Here is a 21328-nt window from a genome sequence, read left to right on the forward strand (position 1 = left end):
TTACTAGAACTAGCATGTTTACCAGCGAAAGTAATATTCATTCTTAACGTGGTTTCCATTTAATGGAATAAATGATGAAATGTTTATTAGTTTCGTTTGGTGTTTTTTAATTCTCTTGGCGTTAATCCAAAATTAGCTTTAAATCTTTGTGAAAACCGAGTGGACGAAGAATATCCTATCATTTCAGCGATATATTCTGTTGAAAAATTAGAGGTTTGTAATAAATGAAGCGCTTGTCCCATCACGAGTTTTTCCTTAATTTTTTGTATATTTTCCCCTTCAAGTTTCAATTTTCGATATAGCGTTGCTTTACTCATACAGATTTCTTTGCAAATTTCATCAATGGTTATTTTTTTATTGTCTTTTTTATTAAATATTTCAATTACTTTTTGCGTGGTTTCTTTTCGATTGGGTAAACATGCCAAATTTTCATAACCGGAATGGACCAACAGTTTAATAATTTCTTTTCTACGATTTGTAATGATGTCATCAGATGCCCATTCTAAGCATTCTATCATTTGTGAAACACACTTATAAAAGGCAGAATTTGCTTTCCCTGCGGTATATTCATTGGTTTTCTTTGTATTGATGTTGATTGATGTATCATTAAAATCAGAAAATTCAAAATTAATAAGTAATGCAAAATAATTCGTATTTGCGGGTATATTTCTCATGTTCATTGATTGAACATCGGTGAAAAAAATAAAATCTCCTGTATTGCAGGCTAGTTTTTTTTCATTACCAATCACTTTGCAACCACTTAATATAATTATCAGTAAAGGCTTTAAAATCGGTATATTTGATAAATTTTGTTGCTTTTTAGAGGTGTAAATTGAGATATAATTGCTGTTACTATTTGCTTCACTTAACTGTTTAAGTTTTTCAATTTCTACTGCGGTATTATTCATCCTAATTGCCCCATTACTTTCGTGTATTTTTTATCGTGATGATGAAAAACATGTTGACGTTGTTCAGTATATCGTTCTGTTATAAAATTTATGCTTCATACACTGAATCTATTAACGTATAAGCAAACAATAAATAAGGTCACAAAAATTTTTTACACATTTAGTACTCCAGTTGGTTATGGAAAAATGTAAGCCAATGTCCAAAAAGTTGTGGCCTTTAATGGAAATTTACTTATAACGCTTTGTTACTAAAAAATTAATTCACAACTTTTTATAAGCAATGCCATAACCTATCAAACATAATCTATGTGAAAATGTATATTTATTTAACGTATTTTAATTACTCAAAATAAAGCTATTTATTCGTTTAAAACTGTTTTTTCGAGCTTTGTTATTTCTGGATAAGCATTTTGAAGACATACTTTAGCACTGTATATTCTTCTTTTTTGACTTATTTTTGAACTGTTAGTATGCATTTAATACACGCTAACAACTCGATAAAGTTAACATATTTTAATCAAAACGTTAACTTTTTGTAAAATAAATTTTATGAGTAAAAAATCAAATTTGCATGTTATGACTATTTTTATATGCCCAATCGTTATTTATCTTAACGTTTATTATGATAAAAAAACGTAATTTAGATTTTTCTGTTGGAAATGCAAAAATTTACAACATTATTCTTCGTTATAATGATTGGTTATTTTTGTTGCTAATTATCATTTCACTAATGGTAATTCATCCCAACGTGTTGTGTAACGTTGGCTAAGCCGTTCTCGTTTGATCTGCCAAGGTGCGGTTTTTCTACTTCCGCCTAATTGAATGGTATTTTTACCCATTTTTTGATTAATGGTATCGATTGTTTTCATTAAGTTATCATTTTTTTGCTGTAAGACTGGCAGACTATTTAAAGCAAATAAGTCAGATTGGCAAAAGCTATCTTTAGCTTTTAAATCGAGTAACATAACACCTGACTTCATAAATAAAAATCCTTTTTTATAAATTGCTGTTAGTCCCTGTTGTGCCGCATGAATAATTACTCTTGAATCATCAGTAGGTGATAGTAGCGGTACGACAATCGAGGGATTGTATTGAATTAAGTCTTGACGAAACCGATTTGTTTTCAAAAAAACAAGTACAGCATTAGCAATCGATTTTTGTTGTCTTAGTTTTTCAGCTCCTCGACTGGCATGAATACGAATGGCCTCTTGCAAATCAAATAATTCACCTGTTAACTGCCCAAAACTACGTGATGTCATAATGTTTTTTTTAGGTGTTGCAATGTCATCTAATTCAATAGCGTTAATACCTTGCAACTCTAATATGGTACGTTCAAGCACGACGGAAAATTGTTGTCTAATTTGTTTTAAATCTGCCTGACGCAGATCCCACGCAGTATGAATACCTAATGTTTGCAATCTTTTGGCTATGCGTCTGCCAACGCCCCAAATTTCATCAACAGGAAATGATTTTAAAATCTGATCAAGTAAGGCTGAATCGTTAGGAAGGCAATAGACCCCTTGATAAATAGGCTGCTTTTTTGCAATGTGGTTTGCCAACTTTGCTAACGTGTGGGTTGATGCAATGCCAATACTTACCGGAATTCCCGTATCACGTTTTACTATTGCCCTTAAATGTTGACAATGGGTTGTAACATCGCTAAATCCCGCCAGTTTAATAAAAGCTTCGTCAATAGAGTAGGGTTCAATATCGGCAGTATAATGGCTGACAGTATCAAAAACACGTTGGCTCATATCGCCATAAAGTTCATAGTTAGAACTTAATAATGTAATTTGTTTTCGAATGTTAGCCTCAATTTGGTAGGCAGGCATACCCATTGGTACTAAAGGTTTAAGTTCATTGGAGCGTGCGATGACACATCCATCATTATTGGATAAAATGCCAATTGGTTTTCCTTCTAATTTAGGGTTAAAAACACGCTCACACGAAGCATAAAAGTTATTACAATCAATCAGCCCAATCATGCATGACCACGTTTTCGTAAAGAATGAATAGTGTGTATAACAACGCCCCATATATGGACTTCTTTACCCGCTAATGAAATAGGGGGATAAAGTTCATTGCCTGATAATAGATAATGTTGTCCATCAATAAGTCCCAGGCACTTACATGTTAGTTCACCGTCAACAGCTGCAACGACAATATCTTCTATTTGGGGTGCTAATGAACGATCTACTACTAAAAGATCACCACTAAAAATACCATAGTTAATCATCGATTCCCCCTGTGCTTTAATATAATACGTTGCACTTGGGTGTTTAACTAAGTGATCGGTTAAGTCCAGTTTGGCTTCTAAATAATCATCAGCAGGCGATGGAAAGCCAGCCCTGACAGGGGTATCAACCAAAGGTAAGTAATTTTTGATAGTGCTATCAACGGTTCCTAGCACAATACAGGATTTACTCAAGAACGTTTCTCCTAAAAATATACAGGTAAAATTTATACTATGTAGTAGTATTCGTGATAAAAAACGAATAGTGTATAAATATACAGTATAAAATTCTTTATTCAATGAAAAACACTGTAAAAAAATAGCAATGTGACAAAAAATGACCATGTGTAATGGATGATAAGTATATTTTAACGAACCAGTAAGTTTGACGATCTGAATCAAGAATAGTTGAAATAATGGCAGGATTGAATTTGTATTGTTGCAAAAAATAGAGAACAAAATCGCAAGCTATCATAATAATTGATTTAAATTACATTACGGCATTTTACAAAACCACTTAAATAGTTTACATTATATTGATTATTTATTAATTAATTTACAACATAATTCACTATACCTTGTATTTTTGTTCACAGCCCTTATATAAGTGACTAAAGGTAAACTTTAAGTGTGACTTATCGAAATAATACAAAAAGTCAATTTGTTAACCTAAGTACGCCTGATGCAATTTTGATTGGTTATCGATGATAAAAAGCGCTATTTAGTTTGTTTTAGCTTAATTTTGATTTTTACTCTAATTTAACGCTCGTTTTTTTTATTTTCTCATCTTTTGTTTTTTATAAGAATAAAATACCAATATTGATATATATCAATAATATTTGTTGCGATTTTTTGTTTTTTTAGACAGTCAGTATTGCAAGCTCGACACAAGGGCGAAAAGAATCAGATATAATATTTTCCAAGTTATGTTATTTGACATTTAAATATAGCAAGGGTTGTCGTATTAAAAATATTTTTCAAAAACACAAAGTGCGTAAAACAACATTTAGTTATATCAAGTTTTTAAAAAACTGAAAAAAGGTTTTGGCGCTAGTTTTATTATAACTGGGTCATGTTCAGTTTTATTACCTACTTATTTTAGCTCGGTCTATAAATATAAATTCTAATCCAAAGTTACCGACCAATTACCGAATATGTATTTTAAGTAATATTATTTTAGGAGTTTTAAAAAAAATGAATCTAATTTGGTCTGCAGTAGGGCAAGTTGTTAGTTCTTGTCTTCCGGTGTTTTTATTAATTTTTCTTGGTTGGTTATGTGTTCATCAGAATATTTTTACCAAAGACTCCAAGAAGCTATTATCCGGTTTAGTGTCAAACTTTGTATTTCCGGCATTACTTTTTGTGCATACATCACATGCTAAGCCGTCTGAAATATTCAACGGTATTTGGATGATTGCATTTTTCTGTACAATGTCATTTTTATGGATAATTTGTTTTTTAACCAATAAATACATTTTACATAAAGATTTAAAATCAACAGCGATGAACGCGATGTTATGTTGTTTCCCGAATATGGGGGGAATGGGCGTACCATTTTTAACATTGATGTTAGGTGCATCGTCAACCATTTCAGTCGCTGTAGCGAATTTTGTGGTGGCGTTATCATTGATACCAATGACGATTTTCTTATTGGAATTGTGTGATACGAAAATATCTGGCGGAAAAGTAACGGGCAACATGGTATTTAGCGCAGTGAAAAACTCGTTAATGAAACCAATGTTTTTAGCGGTCATTCTGGGCTTAATTGTCAGTGTTACAGATGGAACAAAATGGTTACCACATTTTGTCTTTAATACCTTTGATATCATGTCGAATGCTTGTAACTTTATTTCGTTAATTGCCGTTGGGGTAGGTATTTATGGTGTTAAATTGAATTTTTCAAAACCGTTGATTATCAATGTAATTTTAAAAAGCTTTTTTACACCAGTAGTAGCTTTAATTGCGGTAAACCTTTTTGGTATTACGGGTATGGAGGCGGAAGAGTTAGTATTCTTGTTAGCTATGCCAACAGCATCAACAGCCGTTATTTTGGCTTATAATTGGAATGTTGAGCAAGAACAAGCATCAAGTATCTTTTTTGCTTCAACAATTTTATCCATATTTATTTTACCAACGTTGCTTTTAATTATGCATTTTACGGTACCGGGTGTGCAATAAACAATTTGTTTAAGCGAAAAATGGGTATAAAAAACGGGCATTAAGCCCGTTTTTTTGTTTATTACTTGTTGTTTTTTTATCTTGGCGGTGTTTGCTTTAACATAAGATAAAACAGTATGTTGATAGAATTGTTTATTACAATTTAAATAAATTTATCGCTAATGTAAAAAGCTATTTTTGTGCAATAAATACCGCTCGCATTGGGGCAGGATAACCCTCAATGGTTTTACTTAGATCATTTGGATCAAGAAAATCAGCAAGTGAATCAGACGTCATCCAATCGGTTTTACGTTGTTCTTCTAAACTAGTTTGTGAAATATCCACCATTCTGACATCTTTAAAACCGCATTTTTGCAGCCAATTTATCATGGTAGGTACTGATGGAATAAAGTAAACATTGCGCATTTGTGCATAACGTTCACCTGGCATAAGCGCTTGATGTAAATCACCTTCAATAACGAGTGTTTCTAATATTAATTGCCCACCATCAACAAGCTGATCTTTTAATTGGTAAAGATGATCAAGAGGTGAACGGCGATGGTATAAAACACCCATCGAAAATACCGTATCAAAAGCATTAAGCTTTGGTAGCTCTTCAATGCCAAGTGGTAATAAATGTGCTCGTTTATCATCGCCTAATAATTTTCTGACGGCTTCAAATTGACATAAATAAAGAGCCATAGGATCGATGCCTACTGCAAGTTTAGCCCCAGCGCCAATCATTCGCCATAAGTGATACCCACTATTACAACCAACATCTAAAACAAGTTTACCTTCTAAATTGTCAATATGATGAATAAGACGTTTCCATTTCCAATCAGAACGCCATTCAGTATCGATATCTATACCATAAAAATGAAATGGTCCTTTGCGCCAAGGCATCATGTTTTTTAATAGCTGAGTGATACGTTGCTGTTCCCCAGTTGAAAGAGGAGTTTGCGTTTTTACGCTGACACCATGCAATAAATCTATATGATAGGGCGTTATAACAGGTAAGTGTTTAATACTATTTAGCCATTGTGTAAAACGGCTATCTAAATTTTGTTTTTGCCAATTGGCTAATTGTGCCGGTAAGACTTCAAGCCAGCTACTGAGCCTATTTTTTGCGATAATCTGGTAAAAATCACCAAAATCGATCATTCTTTTGTGTCCTTATAAATTTGATTTTTGACTGATATATGGATTGATAACTATCCTAAATAACGGCTATTTTATAGCAATGATAGAACCAAAATTGAAACATTGGAACCAAGTGTTAATATGTGTAAAACCTGCTTTGGTTAGGCGTTCATTATGGATTTCGACAGTATCAGTCAGCATGACATTTTCTAACATATTACGCTTTTGACTAATTTCTAACTCACTGTAACCATTCGCACGTTTAAAATCATGATGCATATTGAACAGTAAGTCATCAATAGTTGAATCAGTAAAACTAAATTTTTCAGATAATACCAATATACCATTGGGGTTTAATGCTTGATAAATCTTATTCAAGACTTGTTGTCGGGATTCAGGTGTTAAAAATTGTAATGTAAAATTGAGAACAACCATGGATGCATTTTGCATCTGGATATTACAGATGTCGTCACAGATTACATCAACGGGCGTATTGGCCTTAAAGGCGTCGATATGGCGTTTACAACGTTCAACCATCGGTAACGAATTATCAATAGCCACAATATGGCAATTTTCATGTTTAATATTACGACGAATAGAGAGCGTTGCTGCACCTAATGAACAACCTAAGTCATAAATCATTGAATTCGGTTGGACAAATCGTTCAGCCAACATACCAATCATAGAAATAATATTCGAATAACCCGGCACCGAGCGTTGAACCATATCTGGAAACACCTCAGCAACTTTTTCATCAAAAGTCCAGTCACCTAATTTATCGATAGGGGTTGAAAATAATTGATCTATTTTTGAATTCATAAAAGTTGAAGTTATAGATAACGAATAAAAAATAATTCTGTTATGATACCACTTTTTTAAGTTAATTTGTTTGAAGCATTATGAATTTTGTTATTCTTTTTATAAGTTTGATGAGTATTTTAGTCATTATTTACTTAGGTAAACGGTGGTTATTTTGGCTAGATTTTCATTTAAATGGTTATTTGAAATTGGCTTATTGGTTAGCATTAGCAACCATAGCTACCACATTTATCCTGTCAAAAGTATTGAATGATTTTCCGGCCTTTTTTGGCATATTATTCAGTTTAACTATCTGTTTTGTTTATGCGACATTGCTTTTTGACTTTATTCACTTAATAAGTAGAAAAAGATTTAAACCCGATTTTTGGGTGAGTTATGTTTATGTCGGTTGCGTAATTGTACTGTTTATATTTGGTCATCAAATGGCGACTAATTCTAAAATAGTGAATTATCAAGTTACGATTAATAAACAGGCTAATGTTGATCATTTACGTATTGTTCAATTAAGTGATATTCATCTTAATGGGTTAACCCAGCGTAAATTTATCAAGCAAATGGTGGACGAAGTTAACAAACTTAATGCCGATCTTATCGTTATCACGGGTGATACGCTAGATAAACAATTAAAATCATTTACAGAAACTGACTTTAATAAACAATTTTCACAATTGAAATCGAAATATGGTACCTATATTATTTTTGGTAATCATGAATATCTAGCCATTAAAAAAGAACATCCTCATGGCGAGGATATTGTTGATGCGTTTAAAGCTGCCAATATGCGCGTTTTACGAGATGATATTGTGTACCTTAGTGATTTGAATATCACGTTAATTGGTCGAGAAGATTTTTCATCGAGTAAGTATGATTTAAAACGAGCGGAACTTGCTGATTTAATGATGTTTGCTGATACGTCTACACCCATCATTTTATTAGATCACCAACCCAAAAATCTTGATGAAACAGCTAACGCCGGGGTTGATTTAATGATTTCAGGACACACGCATGGTGGGCAACTTTTTCCAATCAATCTTTTGTTATCTGTTATTTATAAAAATGCTGATGGGATATATCATGATATAGAAAAACAGTTTACCAGTATTGTAAGTAGCGGTTATGGCTTTGGAAGTATACCTTTACGCTTAATGACACGTTCAGAAATTGTTGTCATTGATGTGACGTTTGATAATAACAAAGAACAATCAAATCATTCTTTAGAATAGGTAATTAATATTGACTTATCAATTTATTATAAATAATGAACAACTCGCTGATTATTGTTCAAAAATCAAAAATAGTGCAGCTATTGCATTGGATACTGAATTTGTTCGAACTCGAACTTTTTATCCTCATTTAGGCTTACTTCAGGTATTTAATGGTGAATTTGCTGCCTTGATCGATCCTATTGCAATCACCGATTGGCAATGTTTAATCGACATTTTTCGAAATGACGCCATTGAAAAATATTTTCATTCTTGCAGTGAAGATATTGAAGTATTTATGCATCATTTTGATTGTGTCCCAACGCCAATCATTGATAGTCAAGTCCTTGCATCTTTTTTAGATAATCCATTAAGTAGTGGCTATGCCAGTTTAGTTAAAAAATATCTCAATATTGATCTTGATAAAAGTGAAACCCGTACAGATTGGTTGAAACGGCCATTGACAGACAAACAGTGTCAATATGCGATTAATGATGTGATATACCTGTTTCCGTTAATGCAAAAACTTAAATCACAATTAATCAGCAACCATTATTTAGTTGCCGCTTATCAAGAGTGTCAAATGGTTATTGGTCGCAAATGTGAGGTGATCAATCCAGATGATGCTTACCTGAGTATTAAAAATAGCTGGCAACTGAAAGGTAAGAGTTTAGGGCAGTTATATAAATTAGCGAGTTGGCGCTATCAATTAGCTAAGCAGCAAGATATTGCTGTAAACTTTGTGGTCAAAGAAGAGGTGTTGTGGAAAATAGCTCGTTATTCACCCTCATCCTTGTCAGAACTCGATAAATTAGGATTGCATGGAAAAGAGATTCGGTTATATGGCCAACAGATTCTGAATATTTTATCGGAACCTATTCCAGACATTCCAGCAATACGTCGTATTAATAGTTATCCTGATTATAAGGTGATTACAGATCAACTAAAAAATGCAGTTGTCAAGATTGCCTCACAAACAGGGCTTAATGCAGATTTGTTACTATCCAGACGATTAATAAACCAATACGTGAAGTGGAAGATTGATAAAATAGGGCAGGATCCAGAAATTTTATCAGGCTGGCGAAAACCTTTATTTGAACCCTATTGTCAATAAATGTTGCTAATGAGCAGATATGATCTGCTCATTTAATATGACATGTTTTTCAATTATCAATGTCTAAATTTGACAACAATTAAGCAAGTTCAGTTAGCATTGATTCGACAATCAATGAAGATTGTGTTGCAGCTAATTTTAAGAAAGATTGGAAATCAACGGCTGATTCACTATCACCATTATCCGAAATTGCTCTAACCACCACAAAAGGTATCTGATATAACCAACAAACATGACCAATAGCAGCCGCTTCCATCTCAACGGCGATAGCATTGGGAAATGTTTGCTTAATTCGTTCCAGATTGGTTTTTCCATTGATAAATGCATCACCACTACCGATCGATCCTTCAATAGCGTTGACCCCTTGTTTTTTAATACACTCTTTGGCTAATGTTTGGTAAGTTTCACTTGCCTCAAATACAATCGGGCATCCTGACATTTGACCTGGTTGATAACCAAACGCAGTTAAATCCACATCATGATAAAATACATTTTTCGATACCACGATATCGCCAATGTTTAATGCCGTTGAAAGTCCACCTGCTGAGCCAGTATTGATAACCGCATCAACTTGATAATTATTTAATAATAGGGTGGTGCCTGATGCTGCTGCGACTTTTCCAATGCCTGATTGAAGAAGTACAATTTCACAATTGGCTATTTTTCCAAGATGAAAATCGCAATTTAGATGGCGTTCCACTCTATAATGGGTAATTTTACTTTTTAATATCGCAACTTCTTCTTCCATTGCGGCAATGATAGCGATTCTCATACGATCCTCATGACTAACGTTAAGTAACTTAAATTAAGATGTGATATCATAATTGCTATAGGCTAACTTGACAACATACAACTATCTGGAGAAGAGAATTGCGCACAATATTTATAACGGGCTGTTCAAGTGGAATAGGGCTGATTTCGGCTGTTGCACTCAAACAACGAGGATATCGTGTTATTACTTCTTGCCGTAAAGACGAAGATCAAAAAAAACTTATTGAGCAAGGATTTGAAGCAGTGATTCTTGATCTCAATAATCCTGAATCTGTCACTCAAGCTGCTAAGGAAGTGTTAGCATTATCCAATAACAAGTTATATGGTTTATTTAATAATGCTGGATTTGGTGTATATGGTCGATTAAATACAATCAGTCGTGAGCAGTTAGAATCTCAATTTGCAACTAATTTTTTTGGTGTTCATCAATTAACTCAACTGCTCTTACCCGCCATGATTGAACATAATGAAGGACGAATCATACAAACCAGTTCAATCGTTGGTATTATTGCAACACTGGGACGAGGTGCTTATTCAGCCAGTAAGTATGCTTTAGAAGCCTGGTCGGATGTATTAAGACTTGAATTAGCCAATACAAATATTAAAGTGTGTTTGATTGAACCCGGTCCATTAACAACAGCTTTTTCAAAAAATGTCAATCAAACAGAAAAAACACATCGGATTGAAAATCCACCAATAGCTAAACGATTTACGTTACCGCCCGAGGCCGTTTTGCCATGTTTATATCATGCCCTTGAACATCGCAAACCTAAAATACGTTACAGGGTAACAAAAGTAACCCAGTTAGCGGCGATAGGCAAACGTTTGCTTCCGGATAGATTAATGGATAGAATTTTACTCAATAAATAATGAATCTCAATATTCATAGGACATAATATGCAAAACCCTTTTATTTTTGATGTTAATGAACAAAATATTCAAGAAATTTTAGAAAAATCAACTAAACAGCTTGTGTTATTTTACTTTTGGTCACCAAGAAGCCCAAATTATGAAGAAATGACACAAACATTGACTAAATTAGCTGATGAATATCATGGTCAATTTATTTTAGCGAGTGTCAATTGTGATGAGCAACAGATGTTGGCTGCTCAATTTGGGTTACGTGCCATTCCGACCGTTTATTTATTCCAAAATGGCCAACCTCTCGATGGTTTTCAAGGGCCTCAACCAGAAGAAAAAATTCGTGAATTACTTACTAAAGTGTTGCCTAATGAAGATGAACTTAAGTTAATTGAAGCACAAAATCTATTTAATGAAGAAAAATACGAAGAAGCTTTGCCATTATTAAGACAAGCATGGAGGAATTTAAAGGATCATTTAGGTAAACCAAGATCCGATATTGCATTCATGTTAGCCAAAGCACAGATAGCATTAAAGCAGCTAGCGGAAGCAAAAGATGTTTTAGCTTCTGTTCCATTGCAAGATCAGGATACTACCTATCATGGTTTACAAGCTGAAATTGAGTTATTGGAACAAGCTGCAAATTCTCCCGAATTGCAATTATTACAAGCTGAATTAGAAAAACACCCGGATAATGTAGAGTTGATGATCCAATTATCATCGCAATTAATGCAAGTAGGACGGCAAGAAGAAGCACTTGAATTACTATTTAAGCCTCTTACTCAAGATCTTAATGCAGGTGATGGACAAGTTAAGAAAACCTTACTTGACCTTTTAGCAGCGTTAGGCACAAGTAATCCGTTAGCGGCTTCTTATCGTCGTAAACTTTATACATTACTTTATTAAGATGAATTAGAGAAGATAATCATGATTCAACAATAAATTTATTGTTGAATCATCAGTTTTAGTGTTCGATTACTCGAGGGAAGTTTTCATTACTGCGTAGCGTTAATACTTCAACACCATTATCTGTCACTAAAATAGTGTGTTCATATTGAGCAGAAAGTCCATGATCTTTAGTTTTTACGGTCCAACCATCTTTCATTGTTCGAGTACGCCAATCACCTGTGTTTACCATAGGTTCTATAGTGAATGTCATACCCGGTTTTAAAATAACTCCACCGTCATCAGCATCATAATGTAGCACTTGCGGTTCATCATGATAAACTTCACCGATTCCATGGCCACAATACTCCCTAACAGATGAAAAACCAAATTTTTCTACATATTTTTGAATTGTTTTACCGATTTCTCTTAATCGAATACCTGGCTGAATAATTTTTATCGCTTCATACAAGCTATTTTGTGCCACTTCACACAACTTTTCGCCAGCAACGGTTGGTTTTCCTGCAATATACATTCTTGATGTGTCACCGTGATAACCGTCTTTGATAACAGTGACATCAATGTTAAGTATGTCACCATCTTTTATTTTTTTATCAAAACTTGGGATACCATGACAAACAACGTCATTGATTGAAATACAGCTTGTATGTTGATAACCGCTATAGCCGATATTTGCAGGGATAGCTTTTTGAACATTGACAATATATTCATAGCAGATTTTATCCAGTTCACCTGTCGTAATACCGGGCTTGACATAGGGTTCGATCATTTCTAATACATCGGCAGCAAGTTTGCCAGCGATACGCATTTTTTCGATTTCTGTTGGCGTTTTTAACTTAATAGACATTAAATTGTTCCTGTAATGTTAATGGCTATATCCTATCATATAGCGCTATGACGTCAAACCTTGGTAATGAAATAATTAAATATCTTTTTGATAAATAATTAATTTTTATTTTCAAAAAGTCAATATCAGGCTGTCTTTTGTGGTTTGGCTTAAAATAACTAATCTTTGAAACAATTTAATTATATAATAACTTATTATAAAACGAGGTTATGACTATAATGCAGTGTCGCTATTATCAGCAAAAAAAATGTTTATCATGTAACTGGATCAATTATTCTTACGCCACCCAACTTCAAGAAAAACAGAGTAATTTATCAGAAAAAATAACGGAGTTTAACCCTAAAGAGGTTAAGCCGCCCGTTGCTAGCTCAGAAGTAGCTTTTCGTAATAAGGCAAAAATGGCCGTACTTGGCACTGTTGAAAAACCGATATTGGGTATGGTAAATGGTAATGAAGCTATTGATCTTTGCGATTGTCCGCTTTATACCACCAGTATGCAAAATATTCTTAAAATAGTACGAACGTACATCCGTAAACAAGGTTTAGTTCCTTATAATATTAATAAGCGAAAAGGGGAATTGAAGTTTGTCATCATTACAGAAAGTACCACCGAAGAAACAAATGGTTTTATGATTCGATTTGTGATGAGATCACACAAGTTTGTTGAGAAAATCAGAAATTCACTTCAACAGCTTCAAAACAAAATTGAAAATTTACAGGTTGTTTCAATAAATATTCAACCTAATCATTCAGCTATTTTAGAAGGTGAAGAAGAAATTGTTCTTACCCAAAATAGTTATTTGAATTTTACATTGAATCACATTCCCCTTTATATTAAAGCTAAAAGCTTTTTTCAAACCAATACCAATATTGCTAAGAATCTTTATCAAACAGCAAGTGATTGGGTAAATAATTTAAAAATAAGCTCCATTTGGGATCTGTTTTGTGGGGTAGGCGGATTTGGTTTACATTTAGTCAATTCTTCAGATAACAAGAATATAGAATTGACGGGAATAGAAATTAGCCAAGATGCAATAGAGTGTGCTTCCCGCTCAGCACATGAAATGGGTTTTACTCATCTTACCTTTAAATCATTAGATGCAACCCGGTATAGCATTGGACAACAGAATATACCTGACTTAGTATTACTCAATCCACCCAGAAGAGGGGGAGGTGAAACATTAATGCAATTCTTAGCTCAAGTTAAACCTCATTATATTTTATATTCTAGCTGCAATTTATCATCATTAGTTGAAGATATACGCTTATTATCGGATTACCAACTTAAGAAAGTTCAATTATTTGATATGTTTCCTCATACAGCGCATATGGAAGTATTAGTTTTATTGGAAAGGAAAGATGAATAGGGTATGATTAATCGCCTTTACAAATAGTTAACAACATAATGCTAATTGAGTAATGCCTATAAAACAATAGGGCTACACAGTGCACCCAATAACAATGATTAAAGTTATGACTCTATATTCAATTGATTAACTGATTGATCAAATAACGATTAAACTTTAATCTATCGAACTAATTAATAAAAAATAAATTAAAAAGTTAAAGGAGATTTTTATGGCTGAGTCCAACATTGAGATAGTTCAAAATACAATAAATAGCCTTCATGAATCCGTTTTATCGGTCATATTGTCGACCATTAATTCAAATGGCGATGTCGAAACAAGTTATTCACCTTATTTTTTTGATGGTAAGGATTACTATATACTTATTTCTGATTTAGCCCCACATAGTCAGAATATCAAAGCTAATGCCCATATCTCAGCTTTTATTATTGAAGATGAATCTAAAACGAAGAACATTTATGCTCGTAAACGTTTAAGCTTTCAAGCCACTGCTAACATGATTGAAAAAGATTCCGAATTGTTTAATGCTATTATTGAGCAATTTGCTTTGCGAGTCAGTAAAATGGTTTATATGTTGTCAGAAATGAAAGACTTTAACTTATTTAAAATTTCACCAATGCAAGGCAGACTGGTTATTGGATTTGGTAAAACCTATCAAATCGATCATCAAACTAATAGTATAATACAAGTTGATGAAAGCTATATTGCCAATCAAAAAGCACAACAACAGAGTTAAAACTTTATGAAATTGATGATATCTAATTGTTTTACATTAAAAGGAATGCGGATGATTACCCATTCCTATCCATGAAATAGACAAGATTATTAAATGTCGATTCATGACCTAACTATCAATAATAAATAGTATTATTGAGTGTTTTCATCTTTGAAATCAGTTCTAATCTGATAAAGCATGAGTGAAAAGCCAAAATTACCAATAGAAGCTTGTAAATTATGATAATATTGAATATATAAAACTCAATTTAGGATAAATAAAGATTATGATACCTGATGTTTCTAAAGCACTTAATTGGTTAGAAAAACATTATACTATCTTACAAGGTATTCAACGTGGACTGGAACGAGAGACCTTACGAATTTTACCCGATGGTTCTTTATCTAAAACGCCTTTTCCCAATAAAATTGGTTCAGCCTTAACTCACCCTTGGATCACAACTGATTTTGCTGAGTCGATGCTTGAATTTATAACACCGGTCAATACGAACATTGATTATATGCTCACGTTTTTGCGAGATTTACATCGTTATGCCAGTATTAATATTGGTGATGAAATGATGTGGCCACTCAGTATGCCGTGTTTTGTTGCGAAAGAAGACGATATTATTTTAGCGCAATATGGTTCTTCAAACGAAGGGCGTTTAAAAACACTGTATCGTGAGGGATTAAAAAACCGTTATGGTGCAATGATGCAAACTATTTCAGGTGTCCATTATAATTTTTCTTTACCGACAGCATTTTGGCAAGCAAGAGACGGGGTAAAAAATACTGAAGAGGGTAAAGATGTTATTTCAGAAGGCTATTTCACTTTAATTCGTAACTATTATCGCTTTGGTTGGGTAATCCCGTATCTTTTTGGTGCATCACCATCAATGTGCTCTTCATTTATCCAAGATCCCGAAAAAGCGAAAGCATTCATTGAACAAACTAACGGCAACTGTTATTTACCTTATGCCACATCTTTAAGGCTTAGCGATATTGGTTATACCAATAATGCTCAAAAGCAATTGGGTATCACTTTTAATCATTTGAATACTTATGTCGAGGGATTAAAACGCGCAACTAAAACACAATCTCCCGAATTTAGTCGCTTAGGCATTAAAGTTGATGGTCAGTATCGTCAATTAAATGATAAAGTCTTACAAATTGAAAATGAGTTTTATGCACCGATTCGTCCTAAACGTGTTCCTAGGGCAGGGGAATCACCTTCAGATGCATTGCTACGTGGTGGAATTGAGTATATCGAAGTAAGAGCTTTAGATGTTAATCCATTTTCACCAATCGGTATTACAGAAGAACAGATCCGATTTATCGATTTATTTTTAATTTGGTGTGCATTAGCACCGGCACCTGAAATGAGCAGTCAAGAGCTAGAGTGCGCAAAATTAAACTGGAATCGAGTTATTTTAGAAGGTCGGAAACCGGGGATTGAAATAACAATGGGGTGTGGAAGTTATCATGAACCAATGGCCAAAGTAGGTCATCAATTATTTAAGGATTTACTACGTGTTGCTGATGTTTTAGATCATCATGATGAAAAACAGCACTACCGTAAGGTTTGTGAGCGACTTGATGTTATGTTTGATTATCCAGAATTAACTTTATCAGCAAGAACATTACAGGCGATAAGTGATTTGGGAACAGCTAAATTTGGTTTAGCTTTAGCAAGTCAATATAAAAAACAGTTATTGTCAGAACCTTTAGCCGTGTTAACCGATAATGATTTTGTTCAACAGCGCTATATTTCACTCGAAAAACAGAAAAAATTAGAAGAAAATGATAAAGTATCGTTTGATGAATATTTAGCTCAACAAAATAAATAGTTAATATGTTTAAACATCGAGATTATACATTACGATATCGGGCAAATAATGAAGTAGAAATCATTTTGCCCAATAGTCAATTGATAGTAAATAAACCATTAATTGATAAAACTACTTTTACAATTATGGTTTGGAATATTTTTAAACAAAAAAGAGCCGACTGTATTCAAATTTTAGAACATTATGCAGATGAAACTAAATTGATATTATTACAAGAAGCGCAAACCACACCACAATTATTGAACTTTATTACCCGACAAAATAAGATAGCAGACCATGTGCCCGCTTACTGCTTCAATAATATTTATGCTGGTGTGATGACAATTACAGATACATTACCTATCTCTATCTATTCATTTAGAGAAAAAGAACCCCTTATTCGCGTTCCAAAATCCGCTTTAATCACGATATATCCTATTTATAACTCAACACATCAATTGCTGGTTGCGAACATTCATGCCGTTAACTTTAGTATTGGTGTGAAAAGTTATCGGCAACAAATGCATATGCTATTAAATCGAATCAAGGAGCATAATGGACCGGTGATCTTAGCGGGTGATTTCAATGCTTGGAGTCAACAGCGGTTAAATCTTTTATATCATTTAGTAAGTACAATCGACCTCAAACCGGTGAATTTTTCAATTGATATTCGAAAAACATTTATGGGAAGACCATTAGATTTTGTATTTTATCGAGGATTACAATTAGATACAGCAAAAATAATTAGTACTTCGGCATCTGATCATAATCCTTTATTGGTCAAATTTAGATTGGATTTGCAAGATTAATGGTTAATACATCACCTTCTTTGATATCCTGATCGGTCAAATTATTCCAAGTTAAAATATCTGTAATTTTAACACGATAATTTTTAGCTATAGTTACTAAATCATCACCTGCTTTAACTTGATAAGTGATCTGTTTATTGGATTTAGTATGAAGCGTTTTATTCTTATTATTTATTCCACTTGACACTTCGGACTTGATTGCTACTGTTTTGACTTCCAAAGGCATAGTGTTATGAGGCACATCTTGTAAAAGTTCTGTGATTTCGGCTGAAACAAGATTTTGAGCTTGTAGCTTTTTATGTAAATCTTCCGCATAAGAATACGGAACCAGTAAATGGAATGGTCCACTTACAGTTTGTTGTAAATAGCCTGCATTAAAACTTTTTAAGTCGTTAATTGGTATCCCGGTATATTGAGCAATTTTAGCTAATGAAATATTTTTAGACATATCAATTCTAACTAATGAGTTTTCATAGTTACAATCGGGTAATTTAATACCGTAACGTTCACTATTTTTTACAATATCAATAATGGCTAAAATCTTCGGTACATAGTGTCGGGTTTCAGTTGGTAAATCCAGCGCCCAATAATTTGTTGGTAAACCATTTGCTTTATTTTGTGCAATTGCTTTTCTAATGCGACCTTCGCCAGCATTATAAGCAGCAAGAGTTAATAACCAATCTCCTTTAAAACGACCGTTCAGATCTTTTAACAGCGTTATCGCTGAATTCGTTGATGCAATTAAATCACGTCTTGGATCAAATGAGTGACTTTTATTGAGACCATATTCTCTGGCCGTTATGGGTACAATCTGCCATAAACCGGCAGCTTTACCAGCCGATGTTGCTAACGGATCGTAGGCACTTTCAATCAGTGGAATTAAAGCTAATTCTACCGGTAAATTATTTTGACGTAGTTGATCCATTATGTAATATACATAAGGCTCAGAACGAAGCGCTGTTGTTTCAAAAGCTTTAGGGTTGCGTAATAAAAGCGCTCTTTCTTCTTTAATACGATTATTTTCAGGGACTTTCACATTCAGTTGGCTTATCATATAATGCCAAGGATTTTGAGTAATTAATTTATTATTAATTCCACTACTTTTTAAAAGTCCACTGGTAACGATTGATTCTGAGTTATGTGTTGGATAGACACTACTATTATATTGAGATTGATGGTTTTGGCATGCAACCAAAAACGAACATAATGCTGTGAATATAAATAACTTTTTCATTACCTTAAAACATTAAACATTTATTAAAACCGTATATTATACCTAAAAAATATCCTTTTGGCTTCTAAAAAAAACAAATAAATCTAACTCATTGTTAAAATTTAATTTATTTTGTATGTTTTTTTCTTTACATCGTAGAAAAACATTAATTTGTTTTTCATTTCTTAAAGTAGATGGTAAAGTAATTGATTTATCGGAAATTAAATCATAATAGGCACTAATTTTAGTATCATTTGGTAACATATTGAGTGCAAAATCGAGATTAGATTTGGTATATTCATGACCAGCACAGACTAGGGTATCATCAGGTAATTGGGCTAATTTGTTAAGTGAATTTAGCATTTGCTGATAAGTACCTTCAAATACACGTCCACAACCAGCCGATAACAGCGTATCGCCACAAAAAAGATAAGGCTGACAAAAGTAAGCCAAATGACCCAATGTATGACCTGGTACAGGAATTATCTCAAATTTAAAATCGGCAATAATTAATTTATCCCTATTTTCTACATATTGAATAGGTAAAGGAATCTCTTTGGGCCCATATACCTCAATAGAATTAAAATCATTTTGTAGTTTTACCACACCGCCAATGTGATCTATATGGTGATGAGTAAGCAAAATTGCAAGGGGTGTTAAATTATGTAGATGTAGATAGTTATAAACAGGTTCGGCTGCCCCTGGATCAATGATAATAACTTGTTTAGCATTATTTTCTAATAACCAGACATAATTGTCTTTTAAAACGGGGATTATGTGTAATTTATACATAAATGAAATCCATGCTATTAAGTGACATTTGATAACTATAATGGGTTGGTCTCATGTGAAATAATAGGGTTTAAAACTTATTACGCTGAATTTGATTCTTCAAAAAAAGTATCCACTAAAGTAGGGAACTCAGCTTTAGATTTGGCTATGATATCACATTGTTCATTTTCAGGATGCCCTGCATGGCCTTTAACCCAAATCCAATCGATTTTATGTGTTTGTACCGCTTTATCAAGCCGCATCCATAAATCAACATTTTTGACCGATTTGTTATTTGCGGTTTTCCATCCATTTTTTTTCCAAGTATAAATCCATTTTGAAATACCATTTTTCAAATATTGGCTATCAGAATAGAGATCAATTTGACAAGGCTCTTTTAATTTTTCTAAAGCGGCAATTGCAGCTAATAACTCCATTCGATTATTAGTTGTATTAAAATATCCTTCTGCTAATATTTTTTCATTGTGCTTATATCTTAAAATGGCAGCATATCCGCCGGGCCCAGGGTTTCCAAGACAAGAACCATCTGTGTATATTCTGATTTGTTTTAACATTTTTGCAAACTTTTCGGCAAACTAGGTTGATAACTCCCAAAATGTAACACAATTTAAAAATGGTAAGCAAATCTGAAGATTAAGCTTCAAATAGCGGGTAGGTATCAACATTATTAGTATTTAATGGTAAACTATATCACTAATTCGTAGTTTTCCCAATGTTTGATATAAAGAGAATAACGTGATAACTCATTCTACTCGCCAAATTGTACTCGATACAGAAACAACAGGTATGAATCAAGATGGAAATAATCATTATGAAGGACATAAGATTATTGAAATTGGTGCTGTTGAAATCATCAATCGCCGTTTAACAGGCAATCATTTTCATGTCTATATTAATCCAGAACGCTTAATTGACGAAGAAGCGTTTAAAGTTCATGGTATAAGCAATGAAGCTGTTAAAGATAAACCCATATTCAAAAATATCGCCCATGATTTTATTAAGTTTATTGATGGTGCTGAATTAATTATCCATAATGCATCGTTTGATGTCGGGTTTATGGATTATGAGTTTCGTCTTTGTGGTTTAGATTATAAAACTGCTGATCACTGTATCGTTACCGATACATTAGCAATGGCAAGACGCCTCTTCCCTGGCAAACGTAATAATTTAGATGTGCTTTGTGAACGCTACCAAATTGATAATTCTCATCGTACACTTCATGGCGCATTACTGGATGCTGAGATTTTAGCTGAAGTATATTTAGCTATGACGGGGGGACAAACGACATTATCCTTTAATATGGATGAACATAGTCTAGCTAATGGTGAAAACAGCAATACTCTGCAAAAAATAGAGCGAGGATCGACCCCTTTAAAAGTCATAAAAGCCTCAGAATATGAACTTTCAGAACATGAAACTGTTTTATCAAAAATTGATAAAAAAAGTGGTGGAGCATTATGGCGTGCCAGAAAATGATTGTTTTCTATTCAATTGATTGCATATTTTAAAATATCTATTGACGTCATCGAAAATAATCTTTAATATCACGCCTACTTCAGCAGTGATGCCTTGAAGTAGTCTAAAAAGCGGAGCGGTAGTTCAGTTGGTTAGAATACCTGCCTGTCACGCAGGGGGTCGCGGGTTCGAGC

At 33.4% G+C, this 21328-nt stretch carries 20 protein-coding genes; 10 read left to right on the forward strand and 10 right to left on the reverse strand.

Annotated features, from left to right (window positions below):
• Positions 1-86: 86 nt before the first annotated feature.
• The 3 genes from J3U35_RS04025 to J3U35_RS04035 form a co-directional block, all read right to left on the reverse strand.
• Positions 87-908 carry a helix-turn-helix transcriptional regulator gene (locus J3U35_RS04025; protein ID WP_267350902.1) on the reverse strand — a complete coding sequence of 274 codons (822 nt, stop codon included), beginning with the start codon at positions 906-908 and terminating at the stop codon, positions 87-89.
• 719 nt (positions 909-1627) lie between these two features.
• On the reverse strand, positions 1628-2893 hold the full coding sequence (locus J3U35_RS04030; protein WP_267359725.1) for a Y-family DNA polymerase: 1266 nt from the start codon (positions 2891-2893) through the stop codon (positions 1628-1630).
• Positions 2890-3336 (reverse strand): LexA family protein, encoded by a 447-nt coding sequence (locus J3U35_RS04035; protein ID WP_267350906.1) that lies wholly within the window; start codon positions 3334-3336, stop codon positions 2890-2892. Before J3U35_RS04035 ends, J3U35_RS04030 begins: the two co-directional genes overlap by 4 nt.
• Before the next feature lie 999 nt (positions 3337-4335).
• Here J3U35_RS04035 and J3U35_RS04040 point away from each other — a divergent pair.
• On the forward strand, positions 4336-5319 hold the full coding sequence (locus J3U35_RS04040) for an AEC family transporter (protein WP_267350908.1): 984 nt from the start codon (positions 4336-4338) through the stop codon (positions 5317-5319).
• A 171-nt stretch (positions 5320-5490) separates the two neighbouring features.
• Here the strand turns inward: J3U35_RS04040 and cmoB are convergent, their stop codons facing one another.
• Both cmoB and cmoA read right to left on the reverse strand, forming a co-directional pair.
• A complete protein-coding gene (cmoB, locus tag J3U35_RS04045; RefSeq protein ID WP_267350909.1) occupies positions 5491-6459 on the reverse strand; it encodes a tRNA 5-methoxyuridine(34)/uridine 5-oxyacetic acid(34) synthase CmoB in 969 nt (322 codons plus the stop codon).
• Between the two features lie 66 nt (positions 6460-6525).
• Complete coding sequence (cmoA, locus tag J3U35_RS04050) at positions 6526-7257, reverse strand: carboxy-S-adenosyl-L-methionine synthase CmoA (protein WP_267350911.1); 732 nt, start codon at positions 7255-7257, stop codon at positions 6526-6528.
• Positions 7258-7337: 80 nt separating this feature from the next.
• On the opposite strand from cmoA, the gene J3U35_RS04055 reads away from it, so the two are divergent.
• Entirely contained in the window at positions 7338-8480 is a 1143-nt protein-coding gene (locus J3U35_RS04055; protein ID WP_267359727.1) for a metallophosphoesterase, read from the forward strand.
• Positions 8481-8490: 10 nt separating this feature from the next.
• Positions 8491-9573, forward strand: a complete 1083-nt coding sequence (gene rnd, locus J3U35_RS04060; RefSeq protein ID WP_267359729.1) for a ribonuclease D — start codon at positions 8491-8493, stop codon at positions 9571-9573.
• 79 nt (positions 9574-9652) lie between these two features.
• On the opposite strand, the gene J3U35_RS04065 is transcribed toward rnd, so the two are convergent.
• Positions 9653-10345 (reverse strand): 5'-methylthioadenosine/adenosylhomocysteine nucleosidase, encoded by a 693-nt coding sequence (locus tag J3U35_RS04065; protein ID WP_267359731.1) that lies wholly within the window; start codon positions 10343-10345, stop codon positions 9653-9655.
• A 98-nt stretch (positions 10346-10443) separates the two neighbouring features.
• Between J3U35_RS04065 and J3U35_RS04070 the strand changes: the two genes are divergently transcribed.
• Both J3U35_RS04070 and J3U35_RS04075 read left to right on the forward strand, forming a co-directional pair.
• Complete coding sequence (locus J3U35_RS04070) at positions 10444-11214, forward strand: SDR family oxidoreductase (RefSeq protein WP_324123831.1); 771 nt, start codon at positions 10444-10446, stop codon at positions 11212-11214.
• A gap of 27 nt (positions 11215-11241) precedes the next feature.
• Positions 11242-12111, forward strand: a complete 870-nt coding sequence (locus J3U35_RS04075; protein WP_267359733.1) for a thioredoxin family protein — start codon at positions 11242-11244, stop codon at positions 12109-12111.
• 58 nt (positions 12112-12169) lie between these two features.
• Here J3U35_RS04075 and map read toward each other — a convergent pair whose 3' ends face one another.
• On the reverse strand, positions 12170-12958 hold the full coding sequence (map, locus tag J3U35_RS04080; RefSeq protein WP_267350918.1) for a type I methionyl aminopeptidase: 789 nt from the start codon (positions 12956-12958) through the stop codon (positions 12170-12172).
• Between the two features lie 218 nt (positions 12959-13176).
• Between map and rlmC the strand changes: the two genes are divergently transcribed.
• The 4 genes from rlmC to J3U35_RS04100 all read left to right on the forward strand — a co-directional run bounded on the left by rlmC (position 13177) and on the right by J3U35_RS04100 (position 17674).
• Entirely contained in the window at positions 13177-14325 is a 1149-nt protein-coding gene (gene rlmC / locus J3U35_RS04085) for a 23S rRNA (uracil(747)-C(5))-methyltransferase RlmC (RefSeq protein ID WP_267359735.1), read from the forward strand.
• Between the two features lie 211 nt (positions 14326-14536).
• Positions 14537-15061, forward strand: coding sequence for a HugZ family protein (locus J3U35_RS04090; protein ID WP_267359737.1), 525 nt, complete (start codon positions 14537-14539; stop codon positions 15059-15061).
• Positions 15062-15326: 265 nt separating this feature from the next.
• On the forward strand, positions 15327-16886 hold the full coding sequence (gshA, locus tag J3U35_RS04095; protein WP_267359739.1) for a glutamate--cysteine ligase: 1560 nt from the start codon (positions 15327-15329) through the stop codon (positions 16884-16886).
• 5 nt (positions 16887-16891) lie between these two features.
• Positions 16892-17674 carry an endonuclease/exonuclease/phosphatase family protein gene (locus J3U35_RS04100; protein ID WP_267359741.1) on the forward strand — a complete coding sequence of 261 codons (783 nt, stop codon included), beginning with the start codon at positions 16892-16894 and terminating at the stop codon, positions 17672-17674.
• On the opposite strand, the gene J3U35_RS04105 is transcribed toward J3U35_RS04100, so the two are convergent.
• The 3 genes from J3U35_RS04105 to rnhA all read right to left on the reverse strand — a co-directional run bounded on the left by J3U35_RS04105 (position 17652) and on the right by rnhA (position 20233).
• Complete coding sequence (locus J3U35_RS04105; RefSeq protein WP_267350928.1) at positions 17652-18908, reverse strand: transglycosylase SLT domain-containing protein; 1257 nt, start codon at positions 18906-18908, stop codon at positions 17652-17654. The genes J3U35_RS04100 and J3U35_RS04105 overlap by 23 nt on opposite strands.
• Positions 18909-18950: 42 nt before the next feature.
• Entirely contained in the window at positions 18951-19679 is a 729-nt protein-coding gene (gloB, locus tag J3U35_RS04110) for a hydroxyacylglutathione hydrolase (RefSeq protein ID WP_267359743.1), read from the reverse strand.
• 80 nt (positions 19680-19759) lie between these two features.
• Positions 19760-20233, reverse strand: a complete 474-nt coding sequence (gene rnhA, locus J3U35_RS04115; protein ID WP_267359745.1) for a ribonuclease HI — start codon at positions 20231-20233, stop codon at positions 19760-19762.
• A 181-nt stretch (positions 20234-20414) separates the two neighbouring features.
• Between rnhA and dnaQ the strand changes: the two genes are divergently transcribed.
• On the forward strand, positions 20415-21155 hold the full coding sequence (dnaQ, locus tag J3U35_RS04120; RefSeq protein ID WP_267359747.1) for a DNA polymerase III subunit epsilon: 741 nt from the start codon (positions 20415-20417) through the stop codon (positions 21153-21155).
• Positions 21156-21328: the final 173 nt, after the last annotated feature.

Source organism: Gilliamella sp. B2717 (assembly GCF_026536675.1).
Classification (GTDB): domain Bacteria; phylum Pseudomonadota; class Gammaproteobacteria; order Enterobacterales; family Orbaceae; genus Gilliamella; species Gilliamella apicola_I.